The sequence below is a fragment of the Sulfurovum sp. genome (assembly GCF_049668085.1).
Classification (GTDB): Bacteria; Campylobacterota; Campylobacteria; order Campylobacterales; family Sulfurovaceae; genus Sulfurovum.
The window spans coordinates 1-17,475 of sequence record NZ_JBATIY010000017.1 but is presented as its reverse complement, the minus strand read 5'-3'; the positions used below and the strand labels follow the sequence as shown (position 1 = coordinate 17,475).

Below are 17,475 nucleotides of genomic sequence, written 5' to 3'. Positions count from 1 at the left end.
TATATTCTATTTTATATTTAACAGATCACTCCACCACCAATTAACTTGTCATCTTCATAAAATGCAGCTATTTGTCCTTTTGCAAGTCCAAAAACCGGATCTTTCAACACTACTTTAGCTTTGTCACCATTGATCACAACATGACAAGGAACAGCAGTTGTTCTGTAACGTACTTTTACCATGCAATCAAACTCCGTCATTTCCTTAAAAAGATTAATATGTTTCACTTCAAACTCATTCTCTTCGAGTTTTTCTTTTGTACCTACCACGATCTGATTTGTTTCAGGTTTGATATCGAGTACAAAATGAGGATCATGTGCACCATTGACAAAGAAACCTCTACGCTTACCTATGGTGTAATGCATATACCCTTTATGAGTACCGACCACATTCCCTTCCGTATCTACAGTTTCACCAGGCATGTCTATATTCATATGCTTTGCCAATACTTCATCGTAAGTCTTTTCTACGAAACAGATCTCAGAACTCTCTTTTTGTGTGGCAAAATCTTTCAGTACCTCGATATTGGCTGCATAGGCTTTGACATCATCTTTTACCCATGTACCAAGAGGGAAAAGCAGTCTTGGCAGTACTTCTTTTTTGACTTCACAAAGAAAATAACTCTGATCTTTATTCGGATCCTCAGCCATATAGATAAATTCACCATCACACTTGATATAATGACCAGTCGCTACATGATCTGCCCCTATAGTGTCTGCAAACTCAACCATCTTTCCAAACTTAATGGTACGGTTACACATAACGCAGGGGTTAGGTGTAAGCCCTTCTTTATAACTCTCTACAAAATAATTGTAGACATTATCATTAAACTCTTCACTCAAATCTAGAAAATGAACCTTTACTCCTAGGTACTCACCTACTCTTTGTGCTTTTGTAAAGTTCTCTTCATGGTAACCAGGTTTATGATGAAGTTTCATATACACGCCTTCTACTTCATAACCTTCTTTTTGTAAAAGAATAGATGTCACAGTTGAATCAACACCTCCACTCATACCTACTAATACTTTCTTGCTCATATTAATTCACTTCCTTTATCTGTATGGCTATCTCTTCATCCACAATAACTAAAGAGCCTTCTGCTATCGTTTTATCCTTTGAAACAAGTGTAACTTTTTCTAAATCACTATGTGTTAAATCGATGGTATGACCTAGATCCAACACTTTGCTCTGTACGGTCCCAAAAGAGATCTTTAGAGTTTTATATTTTTTACTATCAGTCTGTTCTGCAGTCTCTTCTGACAAATCAATAATTTCTGTTTTATATGTATTCTCTATCTGTTTAAGTTGCATATTGGCACGAATGGTATCTCCATCTATCAAAAGGAACTCCAGTCTATCAAACCCTGTAAGCAGTACATCATCCACACTTAACTTTTTAAGTTTTTTACTTCGAACCATGATAAAAGGAAGTGCTAATTCATAGCTTGGAATATGCATATGTCTTTGCATCATCCTAGCTAAATGAAGGGCTTGTGTTTCACTCTTCATCTTCATCCAAATCCCCAATAAACTGCTCTAAAAGATACTCTTTTGAAGCGACCATAAGATCATCAGGCACTTCTTGTCCTACTGAGAAATAACTCATAGGCAATTTGTATAGTAACATAAAATTTAACAGTGTTCCAAAATGCTTCGTTTCATCAAATTTACTAATGATCACTGAGTTTAGGTCCAAGAATGAAAAATTATTATAAATATCATCCATATCTTCATATTTAACCGTAGCAGGGAAGACAAGATTCACCTCTAGGTTTCTATGCATATCAGTGTTAACAAACTCAACTGTTTTAATGAATTTTTGCGTGTCATAAGGAGACATACCAGCTGTATCAACCAATATCACATCATAATCATCCAATGCTTCCAATCCCGTAGTAAAGTCTTCCACACTATCCACAGTAATATGTTCAAGCTGCATGATATCAGCATAATGTCCAAGCTGTTCAAATGCACCTACTTTGTAACTGTCGAGGTTTAAAAGTGCCACCCTATAAGGTCTCTCCATCAAATAGGCATAACGTGCAGCCAACTTAGCTATAGTCGTTGTTTTCCCCACACCGGTAGGACCTACGAGCATCACGATCTTAGGTTCATCCAATCTTTCTTTTTGTACATGTAAACTCTCATCAATCTCTTCAAGTAAATACGAGACCAAAAGCGTAGAATCATCAAGTATATTGCTTCCCATCAATGTCATCATCACGTCATCCAACCAAGATTTTGCGATACCTTTGTCCATAAAAAGCTTCTTCACTTTTTGCATTATACTCTCATGTGATGCATCTGACATCTCTTCGTGCATGAGAAACAACTGTTTTTTCATTTCATCTAATTCTGCTAATAGCGCTTCCTCTTCTCTATCAACATCATTGTTCTCCATAGCAGCCTTTCCGAATGACTTTTCCATAAAAAGTTCTTTAGGTACAGCGATACAGACTTCACTTCGTAATTTACCATCTTCATATTTGATCTGTTTTGCTGAAATAAGTTTAACACCATCTCCATATTTCTTCACTGCTTGCTCGTATGCACTAGTTGGATCTGAAGCTACAAATGTTTCATTAATCATTTTGTTATACCTTTCTCATTAAACATCTGTATGCTCATATTTAATGCCTTTTACGGGAGTTTTTTCTTTGGCAAATATTCTGTTACTCATTTCATTTTGCCTTTCATCATTGATAATGGGATCAATACTGACGCTCGTTCTCTCCAGCCTGGATGAGGAAGTGTCAAATTTTTTGTTTCTATTGTTACATTTTCATAAAATATAATATCTATATCCAATGTTCTTGGACCGTCTTTAAAAAGACGCTTACGTCCAAAGATCTTTTCTACACGCAATATATAGCGTAATAAAGCCTTAGGAGACAAAAATGTCTCTATACGTATCAAAGAGTTACAGAAATATCCCTGATCTATATATCCAAAAGGTGGATTTTTAAGGATAGGGGCTGTTTCTACTACCCTAACCAAAGCCGATCTTTTCAGATAATACAAAAGATGATCAAAACGACGAACTACATCACCGATATTCCCACCGATCCCCAATAATACTTCATGACCATTTTTACTTGCAAATCTATGAGGATAAGTCTTGGTCTTGATCAAAGTGTTTTTTGCATCTATCCTTTTTCTTATCATAACATAACCTAAAGGACAACTGCTTTACCATCTACCATGGCTACCATATCTTCTATACGAATACCGAATTCACCTGGAATATATATCCCCGGTTCTATAGTATACACCATACCATCCTCAATGACAGTATCTGATTTTGTAGAAATATATGGCATTTCATGAATGTCAAGCCCTACTCCATGTCCTGTTGAATGTACATAAAACTCTCCAAAACCTGCTTTAGTCACAATGTCACGTGTCAGTGCATCCACATTTTTGGCTTTCATTCCAGAACGTGCTTTTATGATAGCATTGTCATGTGCTTTAAGCACGGTATCATAGGCTTTTTGTATTTTTTTACTTTTAAAACTTTGGTTCGTATCGAACATAAAATACTTATCTGCTTGTACTGTACGTGTACGATCTGAACAGTAACGTTTATATTTCAATCCAGCATCAACCAGTAGCAGATCATTTTTCCTTAACTTTGTAGATGTCGGCGTAGCATGCGGCTTCGCTGCATTTGCATTGATAGCTACGATAGGATCAAAACTTAGATCATACTTACCAAAGTCACCCAAAACACCTTTTGCCCTGTAGGTTAATGTATATTCATCTTCACCAAAACCGTTCTTACGAAACTCTTTAGCCAAGGCTTTAAAAGCTTTCGCACCAAGTTTTGCTGCCTTTGCAATGATCTTCAACTCTTCATCACTTTTAATGATACGTTTTTTATGCGAAAAATCCACTTGTGGATCAAAAGCAATTTTAACTTCTGAACTCACACGCTCAAAACCATCAACACTCCACTCTTTAGGATCAAAGATCACTTTTTTTACTCTAGACTTTTTGAGTAAATTGACGGCTTCAGTATAGAGATCACCATTGATTACAACGGTTGCACCTTGTACATTTTGAGTTGCATCAATAGTGTAGCGACTATCTGTGATAAAAAATGCTTCACTTCCTAAAGAAAGATAAAGAGCATTATCACAACTGTAGCCACATTCATAATACATAGCATTTTCATCTTTGAACATGTAGTTCATGGGTGACCTTTGATTTAGTTTTAAAGATTGAAGTATATCCCTCCTCTCGGAGGAGAGGAAAGGTTAGAATTATTTTTGTTGTGCTTGCGCTTGCATTTTTGCCTGGTGTTCTTTCATTGCAGCTACTTCTGTAAGTATCTGTGTCATACCAACCATAGCCAAGTGGTAACCAAATGGTCCCATACCTGAGATCTGACCTGCACATACAGGTGCTGTAAGTGAAGTGTGTCTAAATTCTTCTCTTTGGTAGATGTTTGAAAGGTGTACTTCAAGTGTAGGTATTTGTACAGCAGAGATAGCATCACGAATAGCAATCGATGTATGCGTATATGCAGCCGGGTTAATAATAATACCGTCAGCATCACCGATACACTCTTGAATACGATCTACGATCTCACCCTCTAGGTTACTTTGAAAAAATTCGATCTCTGTTTTATTTTGATCAGCAAATGATTTCATTTGTGAATGGATATCTTCTAGTTTCATTGGACCATAGACATTTTTTTCTCTAATTCCAAGCATATTGAGGTTTGGACCTTGTATCACTACTATTTTCATTTTCTACCTTGTTTATATAATTTAGGTATTATTTTATCTAAATATATTAAATGTGAGGCAAAATGAAGATAATAAATTCGGACTTTCTCTATACACCTGATGGCTATGTACAAAATAAAGCCGTTGCATTTACGGAAACGATCAAAGATATTGGTACACTTGAAGAACTCATACAACGTTATCCCGATGCAAAAGTGATCCAAACAGAATCAAATTCGATACTCTACCCTGGCTTCATAAACACCCATGTACATTTAGAATTTTCAGCGAATAAAACATCTTTAGCCTATGGCTCTTTTAAACCTTGGCTTGACTCTGTGATAGAGCACCGTGATGAACTTATGGGTGCCTGTAACAATGAAATGATGCTAGATGAATGTACAAAGATGATGCGCTCAGGTATCACCACATTTGGGGCTATTTCAAGTTTTGGTAATGAACTTGAGGTCTGTGAAAAGACCCCTCAACGTGTTGTTTTTTTCAATGAACTTATAGGTTCAAATGCCACGTATGCTGACATGCTTTATGGTGACTTTCAAGAACGCGTCAAAGCATCACAGTCATGTGAAACAAGTTCACGTATCATCCCTGCTGTAGCGATACACTCTCCCTATTCTGTACATCCTATCATCTTACAGAAAGCAGTAAATGTAGCTAAAAAAAACCATATGCCCCTCAGTACACATTTTTTAGAATCTCAAGCTGAAAGAGAATGGCTCGAATCAAGTTCAGGTACACTCAGAGCATTCTTTCTCAAATATTTCAACACTTCTACTACTGTTACGAATATAGAAGAATTTATGCATGCTTTTGACACTTACCCTACACATTTTACACATTGTGTACAGGCAAATGAAGAAGAGTTAAACTATTTGGCACAAAAAGGACACTCTATCGCCCATTGTCCTCGTTCCAATCGATACTTGGGATGTGGCAGACTTGCCATTGAAGACCTGCCTCTTCCTTTCTCTGTCGCTACAGATGGTCTAAGCTCCAATGATTCACTCAATATCTTCGATGAACTTAGAGCTGCGATCATGCTGCACAATGATATACCCATCCAAGAACTATCCCAAAAACTACTACGTGCAGTGACTGGAGATGCCGCAGAGATATTAGGTCTAAACTGTGGTAAAATTGAAGTAGACAAACTTGCAGATTTTGCAGTCGTCACACTGCCTGAAAAACCTAAACGAACAGATGAGTTAGCGCTCTGGAGTATCTTGCATACCAAAGAAGCCTCGGAAGTTTATATAGAAGGAGAAAAATATGTTTAGTACTATAGGAAAAGCGATTAAATGGATAGGTCAACACTTTTTGGGAATGCTTTTTTTACTCATTGCTTTTGTTGTACTTATGCCCACTTCAACAACAGAACTAAGACCAGCGAACCTACAAGAGATACAACTCATAGGTCCGATCATGAATGCCGATGCCCTACTCAAGGAGATCGAAGAAATACAAAAAGACACTAAGATTAAAGGTGTACTGCTTAATATTAATTCACCAGGTGGTGCAGTCCCACCTTCTATTGAGATAGCCTATGCTATCAAAGCATTGAAAGAGCATAAACCCGTGGTCGCATATGCTTCTGGGATTATGGCAAGTGGCAGCTATTATGCATCTATCTATGCAAATACTATTATTGCAAATCCAGGTTCTATCGTAGGCTCGATTGGGGTGATCATGGAGAGTGCAAACATAGAAGAACTGATGAAAACCATTGGCGTGGAAACTCAGATAGTCAAACAAGGTACCTACAAAGAAGCTGGTACACCAACTAGAAAGTGGACAGCAGAGGAACGTGCAGAACTTGAAACACTCACTAAAGATACCTATGACCTGTTTGTTAAAGATGTTTCAGAGGCAAGAGGATTGGAGATCAAGGATTCAAAAAGTTATGCAGATGCACATATATTTTCAGCCAAAAGAGCGAAAGAGGCAGGACTCATAGATCGTGTTGGAGTCAAAAGTCAAGCCAAAGCAGAAGTTGAAAAACTTGCCAAAGTAACAGATCCGGTATGGAAAGAAAAGGACAAACTTGAGAGCTTTATGGAGCAGTTTGCCAACAAAGGTTGGATGCAGTTACAAAACTATTTTTATGGTCTTAAAGCTACCTTCTAACTACTGAACTTCAAAAAAAACCTTTTTCTTTCCAACATCCAAACTTACCCTGCCCGAAGAGCGTCTCTTCGGGAAAGTGACCTCTAAAGTATTTTGGTCAAGAAAAGTGACCTTGACACCTCCTCTGGATCTATAACTGTGTATAATATCTTTTTTTGAACCTGGTACCATATACAACACAGCTGTTGAACCGGATAGTACGGTCAAATTGGTCTTGTTTTTGGTGATTCTATAGAGAATTTCTTTAGGCTTTATCGTTTTAAATGTCCAACGTTTTTTCACTCTAGTCCCATCTGCAACAGCTTCAAAAAGTACCGTGTATGTGGTATTGAATTCCAATCTTTTCAGTGGCATAAGTGCAAACTCCAATTTTCCAAAAAGCTGGTTGAGGTCATTCTTCTGTTGAAGTATCTTAATCTCTTTTATCTCTTTTCCACTCCCATCATATAAACGAAAAGAATTCAACTTTACATTTTTATAATAGGCTGGATTAAACTGTACAGAAACAGGGAAACCACTTACTTTATAGCCAGGAAGAGGATCTGGAGATTCATTATAAAATGCAGGCCATACATTTCTTTGCCCCACATATGGATAGAGTATGATATCTCTATTTTTTCGTCGTATTTCATCTTTTTTCTCTTCAAAAAGTGATTTTGGAACCATCTTCGTACTTTGCTTACAAATATTTTTCATATAGTAGACACCATGTTCCATACTGAACGATCGATCGCAAAGTTCTGCAATACCTGAAGATCCTATATCATAGACATATGCACGCTTTATTTTCTTTTTTTTCTTGCTGAATGCACTCCCAAAACCAATCTCATCTTTATCGAAATTCAAAAAAACAAAACGGTGATAAATAGCTGAAAATAGATTATCTATGGATTTTGCATACCCTTTAGTGTTGATAGAAAGGTTTTCCATCACAAATGTAGTCGGATACCCTGCCTTTATAACTCTTTTGGATGGTGTAGTCCCTGTAAATGCGTATTTTCCTTTTTTTTCATAGTGACCATTTCTTTGATTCTGTATAAGATATTTGGCATGAGAAGCAGCGGCTTTTTCTAAAGATTTATTGGTTTTAAGTTTGATGAGTCCGGCATGTTCTCTAATAGTGTTAAGATATGCCAAGCCATCTTGCTTGCTGTTGGCTTCAAGAGAAACCAACAAGAGAGATACAAGTATAAAAAAACGTAACACACAAACCACTTATACTGTAAATGCAGCTTGTAAAAAGTCCTCAGCGATAGAATTAGGGTCTTCCAATCCTATAGAAACACGGATGAGCCCTTCATGTACACCTAGAAATTCACGTGCTTCAGCATCGAAGTCACTGTAGATAGTACTTGTCATATGAAGTGCAAGGGTTCTATTGTCTCCTATATTTGCAGTTTGAGTAACAAGGTTCAGTTCGTTAAGAAAAGCAAACGCTTTCTCTTTTGTACCACAACTAATGGTCAAGAGCGGACCACAACCTTGTGCGAAGTCTGACATGTATCGTGCATGATCAGGACTTGAAACCAATGAAGGGTGATTGACACTCACGCCTTCTGGTAATCTCTCATCAAGCAGGGCTGCAACTGTTGCAACACTTTCATTGACTCTCTCTACTCTGAGTGAAAGTGTTTCAAGTCCTACCATCGTCATAAATGAACCAAATGCATTTGCTGTCATACCAAAGTCACGGATAGCACGTTTTTTACAGATAGGTATAAATGCTTTTTTACCCATCTTGTTTACGATCTTATGTACATCTGCATATTTTGGATTGAGTAATTTATCACCCTCTTCTTTTACCTCTCTAAACACTGCTATACCACCAAGCGCAGCAGAGTGTCCAGACATATTTTTAGTTGAAGAGTGTACAGAGATGTCTGCACCCATCTCTAATGGTCTAACCAAAAGTGGTGTTGCAGTATTGTCTATCATGACCAGTGTTTCATACTTATTACAAAGGTCTATTATACGCTGTATATCAGGAAGTGTAAGACTTGGATTACCTACAGATTCAAAAATAACCATTTTTATGCCACGTTTAAGTGTGGCTTCGATGTGTTCAAAGTCATCTACGGTACAGAAACTGTTTGTCACACCAAAACGTGCCAAAGTTTCATTCACAAGTGAATAGGTACCACCAAAGAAACCACCTATACAAAGTATTTCATCTCCAGCAGATAAAAAAGCGCTACATACCATTGAGATAGCACCCATACCAGATGATGTAGCAATAGCTCCTAACCCACCTTCCATCTTCGCAACAATAGATTCCAATCTAGCATTGGTTGGATTACCTACTCTTGCATAGAGTGGTTTATTTACCTGCGCAGAGAAGATACCTTCTGCTTCTTCAGCATTTTCATAACCATAAGCAGCTGAAGGTGTAATAGTAGGTGCGATAGGCCCTACCTTTGAACCTACACTTTGCACTAGTAAGGTATTGTAGTAATTAAAGTCAGTGGTATTGTTCATGATCTGTTCCTATATTGAATAATTGAGTGTTTGATCGGCTTTGAGTTGATAGTTTCTCAGTTCAGAAAGAGGAATTTCAAATACTGTTGAAACTTTCTCTTTTATATCATCCCAAAAGAGTTTAAGGGCCTGATTATCAGTTTGATAGTTGTCAGAGAATATATCTGATTCTAAAATAAGTACTACATCCTTAAGTGTAATATCATTTAAACTTCGGGCGAGTTTATAGCCACCGTGTGCACCTTTAATACTCACAAGAAGACCTTGTTTTTTAAGTTCTAAAAGTATTTGTTCTAAGAAGTTTTGTGGGATGGATGCATTTGCTGCTATCTCTTTTATCTTAAGCACTTCGTTGTCTGGGATCGAACCCAGCTCTTGAAGTGCAGCGATAGCATAAATTGTTTTACTTGATATTCCTATCATTTGCTAAAAGACCTTTTACGATTTGTATTGCGTAGTATAGCTTACATCCTATACAAAAATCGAATAAAGTCTCAAGTAATGCACAAATTAATAAAATAACGGTTATTACTGTAGCGAATGTTGTAGCTCCTGCTACATAAAGAAGTACAAGAAACAATGAGATCACCAATCCTAAATAGAGTGCAAATCTTTTTGGTGATTCATCACAAAGTTTAGGTGCTATTCCCCAACCAGTAATGATAAAGTTTCCAACAATCTGAAATGGACTGAAATTTGTTTGACGCAGAGCTCTCATCAAAAAATCAAATAGTAGTACAAATGCGAACAAGATTTCCTGTGTGATCAAAAGTACTACAGCAAAAAGAAGAACCTGAAAAGAAATGACTCTTACCATGTTTGAATCAACTCTTCTTGTAGATATTGGGCAACTTGGTGACATGTTCTTTCCTTTCTTTCATAATATTGATAATTAGCACCTCTAAAGACCCTAGAGTGATTTACAACATCGTCATTTTTTGGTTTCTATTAACAATATAGGGGGGAGACTATCAATACCAAAAAATGTGCAATGCCCTTGTCCAATGTAAATATCTAGGGTTTTTACAAGTGCTTATTTCATTTCTCTGTGTATGTTAGCCAAATATATATTTAATGTCAAGTAAATCTATAGGTTTTATAATATTTTTTATTTTATTACACTACTTTAGCACAATTATCTATAGTTTTAACCTTACACACATCGTACACAGAGTTACATTAGAATACCTATAGATTTACCAATATAGAGGAAATGTTATGCATCTTATATTTTTTATAATAGTGTCTGTAGTACTAATACATGCTCAAAGTATCCACCAGCTCATTGATGCCTCAATCAAAAATCATCCTTCAATCCAAACAATAGAACACCGTCTTTCTGCAATGGATGAGAGAATCGAAGGAAGTCAAAACTTCACTAATCCCGACCTTTCTTTTACAATCAATGACATCCAATTTGAAAATCCTACTGACCGTGGTCTAGAACCCATGCAGTATAATGCAATTAACATTAAACAACAATTTCCATGGTTTGGTAAACTTGATGCCCGTAAAACTTTTACGCAAGCACAAAAAAGTGTTATGTTGGGTTCCTATGAAGCAGCAAAAATAGTACTGGCTGAAGAGATACGAATAACAGCATATACGATAAAGGAGCTTGAAGAGCGTATCCGTATTGTCAACCGCTATAAAGCTGTAGCCAAACAAAACATAGATCTCTATACAGCTTATGCCTCCACCGAAAATAAAAGTCACACAAGCAGCATGTCTGCAAGTTTGATGCTTTCAAAAACAAAGATAAGAGCTGAGCGGTATAAAGCTATATTGAAAAGCCAAAAGGCTAAACTGAAATACTTAGTGCAAGGAAAAGTATCTACTGTTTCGGATACATTAGAGATCAAACGCCCCAAATCACTAGGAAGTTATCTTGCTAAACTTCAGAACAATCCAAACTACAATATAAAACTTTCAGAGAAAAATGTTGCAGATGCCAACAAAGCCATACAGGATCTAAGTGTGACTCCTGATCCATATGTCAAAGTAGGTTATTTTAATCGTACAGAGTATCCTGACTATGCCTCTGTTACTGTAGGTATTTCTCTTCCTCTTTACGGTTCAGAAAAACTCAATGCAGAGGCTGCTCGGAAAGAAGTCTTAGCGGCACAAAGTGCCTCCTTAGATTATAAATACTCACTAGAAAGCGAAATATATAGCATGTATGCAAAACTCACCGAAGCCTATCAGATCTATAAAATTATTCAAAATGAAAGCCTGCCTCAACTTGAACATATGTTCGAACTGAGTCAATCTAACATTCAAAATGGAGGTGATCTTTTTACCTACACAAATCTCCTAGAACAGAAACTGGCACTTGAAGAGCAACGCATCTCTATAAAAGCTGAGTATCTTCGTACACAAGCTAGACTCAAATCTCTTACAGGAGAACTATAATGTTAAAAATAATTATCCTAATATTGTTTCCTCTCATACTACTCTCTGAAACTGCCATGAAATGTGAAGCGGGAAAGTGCGCATCAGGTAAAACATCTATGACCAAAAAAGTGCCTGCAAAACCTCTTCGATTAGAAACAGCAACCGTAAAGCAGCTTTTTAATGTAAAAACCACACAAGTCAAAACAATAACTACATCCAAAGAACAAATTAATTATGGATATATAGTTGCAGAAGATTCAAATAAAGTTGATATACATGCATGGTTCTCCGGTTATGTTACAAAACTGTTTGCAGATACACTCTATAAAAAAGTAGAGAAAGGTGAGTCCTTGGCAGAAGTCTATTCTCCTGAAGTCTACAAAGCTAAACAAGATTACTTGCACTCTTTAGAATATAATAAAAAGACTCCTTCGCCTCAGATGCTTCAAAGTGCACGGACAAAACTTCGTCTTTTAGGTGTAAGCGAGGCAGAGATAAAGCAGATAAATACAGAACGTACGGTTGATGAACACACAACCATCTATGCTCCCCGGTCCGGATGGATATTTGAAAAGAATATTAATCAAGGTGCATCTTTTAACACACAGACAAAGCTTTTTCAAATCGTAAACTTAGAGAAAGTATGGGTAGAATTAAAACTCTATCAAAATGAGATAGAAAAACTCTCTCTTCTTGAACACTTTACTGTTTACCCAAAAGGTATACATAAAACATTTACAGGAAGAAAATCACTTCTCTACCCTGTACTAAATGCTAAAGAAGCTACCGCTACATTGAGATTGACACTAGATAATGAACAAGCACTTTTAAAACCGGGTATGTATGTAAAAGTACATGCATCAGCAGCTGTGAAAAGCCGTCTTGTCATTCCCCGTACTGCAGCTATACGTAAAAATGGAACATGGTATGCTTTTCTTGCTACTGAATTTAAAGGAGAGTATGAGCCTATAGTTATCGACATAAAGCCTTTAGATTCCCAATATTATGAAATACTGAAAGGTCTCAATGAAGGTGACACATTAGTAAATAATGCTCTCTTCATGATGGACTCTGATGCACAAATTAATGGTATCTACTAATGATAGAAAAACTCATAGCGCTTTCAGTTAAAAATCGTTTTTTAGTCTTGATGACTACCCTATTTCTTATAGTAGCATCTATTTGGGCGATGAAGAACACACCTTTAGATGCCCTGCCAGATCTTTCACCTCCACAGGTCATCGTACAGGTAACATGGAAAGGACAAAGCCCTGAAATTATAGAAGATCAGGGAACCTATCCTTTAGTTTCACAATTTCTGGCTATCTCAGACATTGAGACCGTACGCGGCTTTTCAACCTATGAAAATGGCCTGATCTATATCATCTTCAAAGAAGGTACAGACCTTTACTGGGCGAGAAGCCGTGTGCTTGAACAACTCTCATCCATACAAAGTCAGCTTCCTGATACGATGGAAGTTACACTTGGACCAGATGCATCCGGTGTTGGCTGGGCATATGAGTATGCACTCACATCTCAGACCAAAAGTCTGGATGAACTTCGTACACTGCAGGACTACTACTATAAATACGCGCTTATGGGGGTAGATGGAGTGAGTGAAGTCGCCAGTATTGGCGGCTTTGTACCGACGTATCAAATAACTATAAACAACGATGCACTTGTTCAGTATAATCTCTCCATCAAAGATATCTCTAAAACACTTAAAGACAATAACAACGATACCGGTGGACGTATCGTCATACAAAACGGTTATGAATGGATGGTCCAGGCAAAAGGGTATATCAAAGACTTAAATGAGATACGACAACTTGTAGTCACTACCAAAGATGGAGTACCTCTCACACTCTCACAATTGGGCCGTGTGGAGATGGTCCCTGGTGCCAGACGTGGTGTCGCTGATCTCGATGGAGAAGGAGAAGTCGTTGGTGGCATTGTCATGGTACGTTATGGTGAAGATGTCTATGCTGCTATCAAACGTATCAAGTCTAAAATGGCAGAACTTGAAATAGAGGGTGTAGATGTTGTCACAACCTATGACCGTTCAGGACTCATAGAGTCAGCGATAGCAACACTGCAAACAACTCTCTTGGAAGAGAGTATCATTGTCATTATTATTATCGGTTTATTTTTGATGCATTTTCGTTCGACACTCATCATGCTTATTGTACTTCCGCTAACTATAGCTCTACCCTTTCTACTCATGAAACTTTTTGGTATAGGATCGAACATTATGAGTCTTGGAGGTATCGCAATTGCTATCGGTGCTATGGTGGATGCATCCATCGTAATGATAGAAAATGCTCACAAATCCATACATAGACAAGAAGAAGAGAAAGGAAGGCCACTCTATAATGATGAACGTATTAAAACCATCATTACCTCTTCTCAACTCGTTGGACGGCCTATCTTTTTTGCCCTGGCACTTGTGGTTGTCTCCTTTTTGCCTATCTTTGCACTTTCAGGACAGGAAGGATTACTTTTTAATCCTCTTGCCTTTACAAAAACTTTTGCTATGACATCAGGTGCAATACTCTCAGTCACACTAGTGCCAGTCCTGATGATATACTTTGTAAGAGGAAAAATCATTCCTGAAACAAAAAATCCACTCAATCGTTTTTTCATTTGGTTGTATCATCCACTTTTGGTCTATGGGTTAAAACTCAAATATCTTGTCATTGTGCTTGCCATTGGTGCACTTGCATTTACCCTGCCTCTTTACCAAAAACTAAATTGGGAATTTATGCCTATGCTCAATGAACAAACAGTGATGTATATGCCTGTAACACCTTATGGTATCTCCGTAGATCAAAGTAAAGCACTGACACAAAAAACCGATAAGATCATCAAAAGTTTTCCTGAAGTAGCCACCGTATTTGGTAAGGGAGGCCGTGCCAATTCTCCCACAGACCCTGCCCCACTCGGCATGATCGAAACCATCATTACCTTTAAACCAAAATCACAATGGCGTGCAGGCATGACACATGAAAAACTGATGGCAGAAATGGAAGAAGCCCTCCAGGTGCCAGGTCTTGTAAACTCATGGACCTATCCTATACGCGGACGTATTGATATGTTGCTCTCAGGCATAAGAACTCCTCTAGGTATCAAGCTTTATGGAAAAGATGCACAGGGGCTGCAATCAGTAGCTATGAAAATTGAATCAAAACTTCGTGAACTAAAAGGTACTCAGTCTGTTTTTTCCGATCAGGCAAGTGCAGGATTTTTTATAGATATCCACATAGACAGTGAGGCATTACAGCGCTATGATATCTCCAAAGCCCTGATACATGACTATACTTCAGCAGCCATTGGTGGGAAAAAGATCACCACTATGTATAAAGGATTGGAACGTTACCCTATTGCACTTCGTTTTGAAGAAGAAGAGCGTCGTAATCTCGATGATATACGCAATATACAAGTCAAAACAGCTCTTGGATTTGTCCCACTTTCGACCTTTGCTAAAGTAGAATACAGAGAGAGTGCTTCTGTCATCAAAAGTGAGATGGCAACACCTGTAACGTTTATCTATATTACCCCTCAAACTGGAATAAGTGCCATCAAATACAAAGACCAAGCCGTTAAAGCTTTACAAAATATCAAGCTACCTTCAGGCTATTATATGGAGTGGGCAGGACAGTCAGAGTACCTGGAATCAGCGATGAAAAAAATAAAGTGGATAGTCCCTACTGTACTATTGGTCATATTGATACTGATACATTTTGCATTGGGGAAAATGATGCCTACACTCATTGTGTTTTTCACACTTCCATTTGCTCTGCTAGGTGGACTGCTCTACCTCTATATACTACAGTTCAACATGAGTATCGCGGTGATAGTAGGTTTCTTGGCCCTCCTAGGTATTGCGGCAGAGACTGCCATAGTCATGATCGTTTATTTACAGGAAAGTGTCGAAGGAATGCGTAAAAAAATGGGAGATGCTTTTAACAGACAACATCTCTCAGATGCTATTTACGAAGGTGCTGTACAAAGAGTAAGACCAAAACTAATGACAGTATTTGCCATTCTGGCAGGTCTTCTTCCAATCATGTATACAACAGGTGTGGGAAGTGAAGTCATGCAGCGTATTGCCGCACCTATGATAGGTGGTGTGGTGAGTTCAGCCATATTAAGCTTACTGCTCATACCAATTTTCTACGAAATGTATGAAAAACATCAATTAAAAAAATCTAAGGAAAGAAAATGAAATCAACACTAACTATTATAGTATTCTCCACACTACTACTACTTCTATCAGGATGTACAGATAAAGAAAAAAAGGAGTCAATTACTGAAGGTGGAATGAAATGTGGACCAGGCAAATGTGGTGCCTCTATGGTCGATGGTTCTGCTGTTCTGGTAAAAAAGAAGATGAATATTTTAAACCAGCTTGCGGAGGATGACAGTAGAAGGGAATGTGTACTTAAAGCTATGACGACTAAAGAGTTATACGCATGTGTGCGCGCAGAAGAGACAGGCAGGCTGAGTACAAAATGTGCTGCAGATAATACTGGAAAAATACCTAAAAAAGAAATACCCACAATGAAATGCGAAGCAGGAAAATGTGGAAGTAGTATGTAATATAGTATAAATATTTATGTCACTTTTTTGACCATGAAAAAAAATTTACTAAATTCATCTATATTATATATATTCATAATCATAAGTAGGATATACTAAAAAATCCAATTTACATAAAAGGAACAAAATGAAAAACGTAACTAAATTAGCACTTACAGCACTTTTTGGCTTTGCACTACTTACTACAACTGTTGAGGCAGGAAGTATCAATAAAGGTCAAAAGATCTATGGGAAAAAAATCAAAGGTCAATGTGGAGATAAAACCGGTGGAGACTTTGCTGCAGCATTTAAACAAAAAGAATGGGAAGATGCATTTAAAGCAGGAACATTTGAAGCAAAAGTAAAAGAAGTATGTCCTGCAGTAGAAACATATAAAGAAAAATGGACTCCGCATCTTTTTGAATTCTGTTTTGAGTATGCCAGTGATACAGGTAACGAACCAGCTTGCTAATAAAAATTTAGCGATCGGTGAGCTTCCTGCTCACCAAGAATATACAATCTTCTCTCTCCATTTTAAAAATATTTATACAATTCATCCAATACATATTAAAAATACATTGAATGACTATACACAGATGTATATTCAGTTATATTCATAAAGATAAAAAAGTAAAAGAAAATTTAATGTAGAGAAAAAGAAGAAGTATTCAAAAGCCAAAAGGCTTTTGAATTGAAAGTTTAGAAAAACTTATTTCATTGCAGCAATGTGATCTGCAACAGCTTGCATGTCAGCATCACTCATAGAAGCAACTTGACCTTTCATAAGACCACCCATACCATGTATATTAAGTGTACCAGCTTTGTAACCTTTAAGTTGTTCAACTGTTTTAGCAGCATCTTGACCTGTAATGATTGCAGATTTACCAAGAGCAGCTTTTTCACCGTTTGCACCATGACAACCTACACATTTAGCGTAAAGAGCAGCACCATCAGCCATAAGTAAAGTAGATCCAGCAAGTAACATTGCGATTGCAAATTTTTTCATATTAATTCCTTTAAGTTTGTTTGTTAACATTCAGAAGATTTACATTACGTAAATCTACACCACTATTTTATAATAAAATACCTTAACACGCTGGTATATTACCAGAGTCGCTTGCATACTCATAAACAAAGTCATATAAATGTGGAA

The 17,475-nt window shown here is 37.2% G+C and carries 18 protein-coding genes; 7 read left to right on the top strand and 11 right to left on the bottom strand.

The annotated features are described in order from the left end of the window. Nucleotides 1-17: 17 nt before the first annotated feature. The 6 genes from mnmA to aroQ form a co-directional block, all read right to left on the bottom strand. Nucleotides 18-1,037 (bottom strand): tRNA 2-thiouridine(34) synthase MnmA, encoded by a 1,020-nt coding sequence (gene mnmA, locus WBM70_RS01400; protein ID WP_424556732.1) that lies wholly within the window; start codon nucleotides 1,035-1,037, stop codon nucleotides 18-20. A gap of 1 nt (nucleotide 1,038) precedes the next feature. Beyond that, complete coding sequence (locus WBM70_RS01395) at nucleotides 1,039-1,515, bottom strand: hypothetical protein (RefSeq protein WP_424556731.1); 477 nt, start codon at nucleotides 1,513-1,515, stop codon at nucleotides 1,039-1,041. Continuing rightward, entirely contained in the window at nucleotides 1,499-2,590 is a 1,092-nt protein-coding gene (locus WBM70_RS01390) for a flagellar biosynthesis protein FlhF (RefSeq protein ID WP_424556730.1), read from the bottom strand. The genes WBM70_RS01395 and WBM70_RS01390 overlap by 17 nt, the downstream gene beginning before the upstream one ends. Before the next feature lie 86 nt (nucleotides 2,591-2,676). After that, nucleotides 2,677-3,165, bottom strand: a complete 489-nt coding sequence (folK, locus tag WBM70_RS01385; protein ID WP_424556729.1) for a 2-amino-4-hydroxy-6-hydroxymethyldihydropteridine diphosphokinase — start codon at nucleotides 3,163-3,165, stop codon at nucleotides 2,677-2,679. Between the two features lie 8 nt (nucleotides 3,166-3,173). Further along, the gene (locus WBM70_RS01380; RefSeq protein ID WP_424556728.1) at nucleotides 3,174-4,193 is read right to left on the bottom strand and encodes a M24 family metallopeptidase; all 1,020 of its coding nucleotides are present in this window, start codon (nucleotides 4,191-4,193) and stop codon (nucleotides 3,174-3,176) included. Nucleotides 4,194-4,262: 69 nt separating this feature from the next. Beyond that, nucleotides 4,263-4,751 carry a type II 3-dehydroquinate dehydratase gene (gene aroQ, locus WBM70_RS01375; RefSeq protein ID WP_424556727.1) on the bottom strand — a complete coding sequence of 163 codons (489 nt, stop codon included), beginning with the start codon at nucleotides 4,749-4,751 and terminating at the stop codon, nucleotides 4,263-4,265. 62 nt (nucleotides 4,752-4,813) lie between these two features. Here aroQ and mqnF point away from each other — a divergent pair, with 62 nt between their 5' ends. Together mqnF and sppA are read left to right on the top strand one after the other, a co-directional pair. Beyond that, nucleotides 4,814-6,028 (top strand): aminofutalosine deaminase family hydrolase, encoded by a 1,215-nt coding sequence (mqnF, locus tag WBM70_RS01370; RefSeq protein WP_424556726.1) that lies wholly within the window; start codon nucleotides 4,814-4,816, stop codon nucleotides 6,026-6,028. Then, nucleotides 6,021-6,875, top strand: coding sequence for a signal peptide peptidase SppA (sppA, locus tag WBM70_RS01365; RefSeq protein ID WP_424556725.1), 855 nt, complete (start codon nucleotides 6,021-6,023; stop codon nucleotides 6,873-6,875). The genes mqnF and sppA overlap by 8 nt, the downstream gene beginning before the upstream one ends. Here sppA and WBM70_RS01360 read toward each other — a convergent pair whose 3' ends face one another. The 4 genes from WBM70_RS01360 to WBM70_RS01345 are packed head-to-tail and all read right to left on the bottom strand — an operon-like array spanning nucleotide 6,876 to nucleotide 10,212. Beyond that, the gene (locus tag WBM70_RS01360) at nucleotides 6,876-8,081 is read right to left on the bottom strand and encodes a CAP domain-containing protein (RefSeq protein WP_424556724.1); all 1,206 of its coding nucleotides are present in this window, start codon (nucleotides 8,079-8,081) and stop codon (nucleotides 6,876-6,878) included. It abuts the gene before it with no gap. Between the two features lie 9 nt (nucleotides 8,082-8,090). Further along, nucleotides 8,091-9,350 (bottom strand): trans-sulfuration enzyme family protein, encoded by a 1,260-nt coding sequence (locus WBM70_RS01355; protein ID WP_424556723.1) that lies wholly within the window; start codon nucleotides 9,348-9,350, stop codon nucleotides 8,091-8,093. Nucleotides 9,351-9,359: 9 nt separating this feature from the next. Beyond that, nucleotides 9,360-9,773, bottom strand: coding sequence for an RrF2 family transcriptional regulator (locus WBM70_RS01350; RefSeq protein WP_424556722.1), 414 nt, complete (start codon nucleotides 9,771-9,773; stop codon nucleotides 9,360-9,362). Further along, a complete protein-coding gene (locus WBM70_RS01345; RefSeq protein ID WP_424556721.1) occupies nucleotides 9,754-10,212 on the bottom strand; it encodes a DUF4395 domain-containing protein in 459 nt (152 codons plus the stop codon). The genes WBM70_RS01350 and WBM70_RS01345 overlap by 20 nt, the downstream gene beginning before the upstream one ends. 356 nt (nucleotides 10,213-10,568) lie before the next feature. On the opposite strand from WBM70_RS01345, the gene WBM70_RS01340 reads away from it, so the two are divergent. From WBM70_RS01340 to WBM70_RS01320, 5 genes are all read left to right on the top strand, one after another. After that, nucleotides 10,569-11,762 carry a TolC family protein gene (locus WBM70_RS01340; protein ID WP_424556720.1) on the top strand — a complete coding sequence of 398 codons (1,194 nt, stop codon included), beginning with the start codon at nucleotides 10,569-10,571 and terminating at the stop codon, nucleotides 11,760-11,762. Then, complete coding sequence (locus WBM70_RS01335) at nucleotides 11,762-12,844, top strand: efflux RND transporter periplasmic adaptor subunit (RefSeq protein WP_424556719.1); 1,083 nt, start codon at nucleotides 11,762-11,764, stop codon at nucleotides 12,842-12,844. The genes WBM70_RS01340 and WBM70_RS01335 overlap by 1 nt, the downstream gene beginning before the upstream one ends. Beyond that, a complete protein-coding gene (locus WBM70_RS01330) occupies nucleotides 12,844-15,969 on the top strand; it encodes an efflux RND transporter permease subunit (RefSeq protein ID WP_424556718.1) in 3,126 nt (1,041 codons plus the stop codon). The genes WBM70_RS01335 and WBM70_RS01330 overlap by 1 nt, the downstream gene beginning before the upstream one ends. Further along, nucleotides 15,966-16,343 carry a hypothetical protein gene (locus tag WBM70_RS01325; RefSeq protein WP_424556717.1) on the top strand — a complete coding sequence of 126 codons (378 nt, stop codon included), beginning with the start codon at nucleotides 15,966-15,968 and terminating at the stop codon, nucleotides 16,341-16,343. The genes WBM70_RS01330 and WBM70_RS01325 overlap by 4 nt, the downstream gene beginning before the upstream one ends. Nucleotides 16,344-16,470: 127 nt before the next feature. Further along, complete coding sequence (locus WBM70_RS01320; RefSeq protein WP_424556716.1) at nucleotides 16,471-16,794, top strand: cytochrome C; 324 nt, start codon at nucleotides 16,471-16,473, stop codon at nucleotides 16,792-16,794. Between the two features lie 237 nt (nucleotides 16,795-17,031). On the opposite strand, the gene WBM70_RS01315 is transcribed toward WBM70_RS01320, so the two are convergent. Then, nucleotides 17,032-17,328 carry a c-type cytochrome gene (locus WBM70_RS01315; RefSeq protein ID WP_424556715.1) on the bottom strand — a complete coding sequence of 99 codons (297 nt, stop codon included), beginning with the start codon at nucleotides 17,326-17,328 and terminating at the stop codon, nucleotides 17,032-17,034. Nucleotides 17,329-17,475 lie beyond the last annotated feature (147 nt).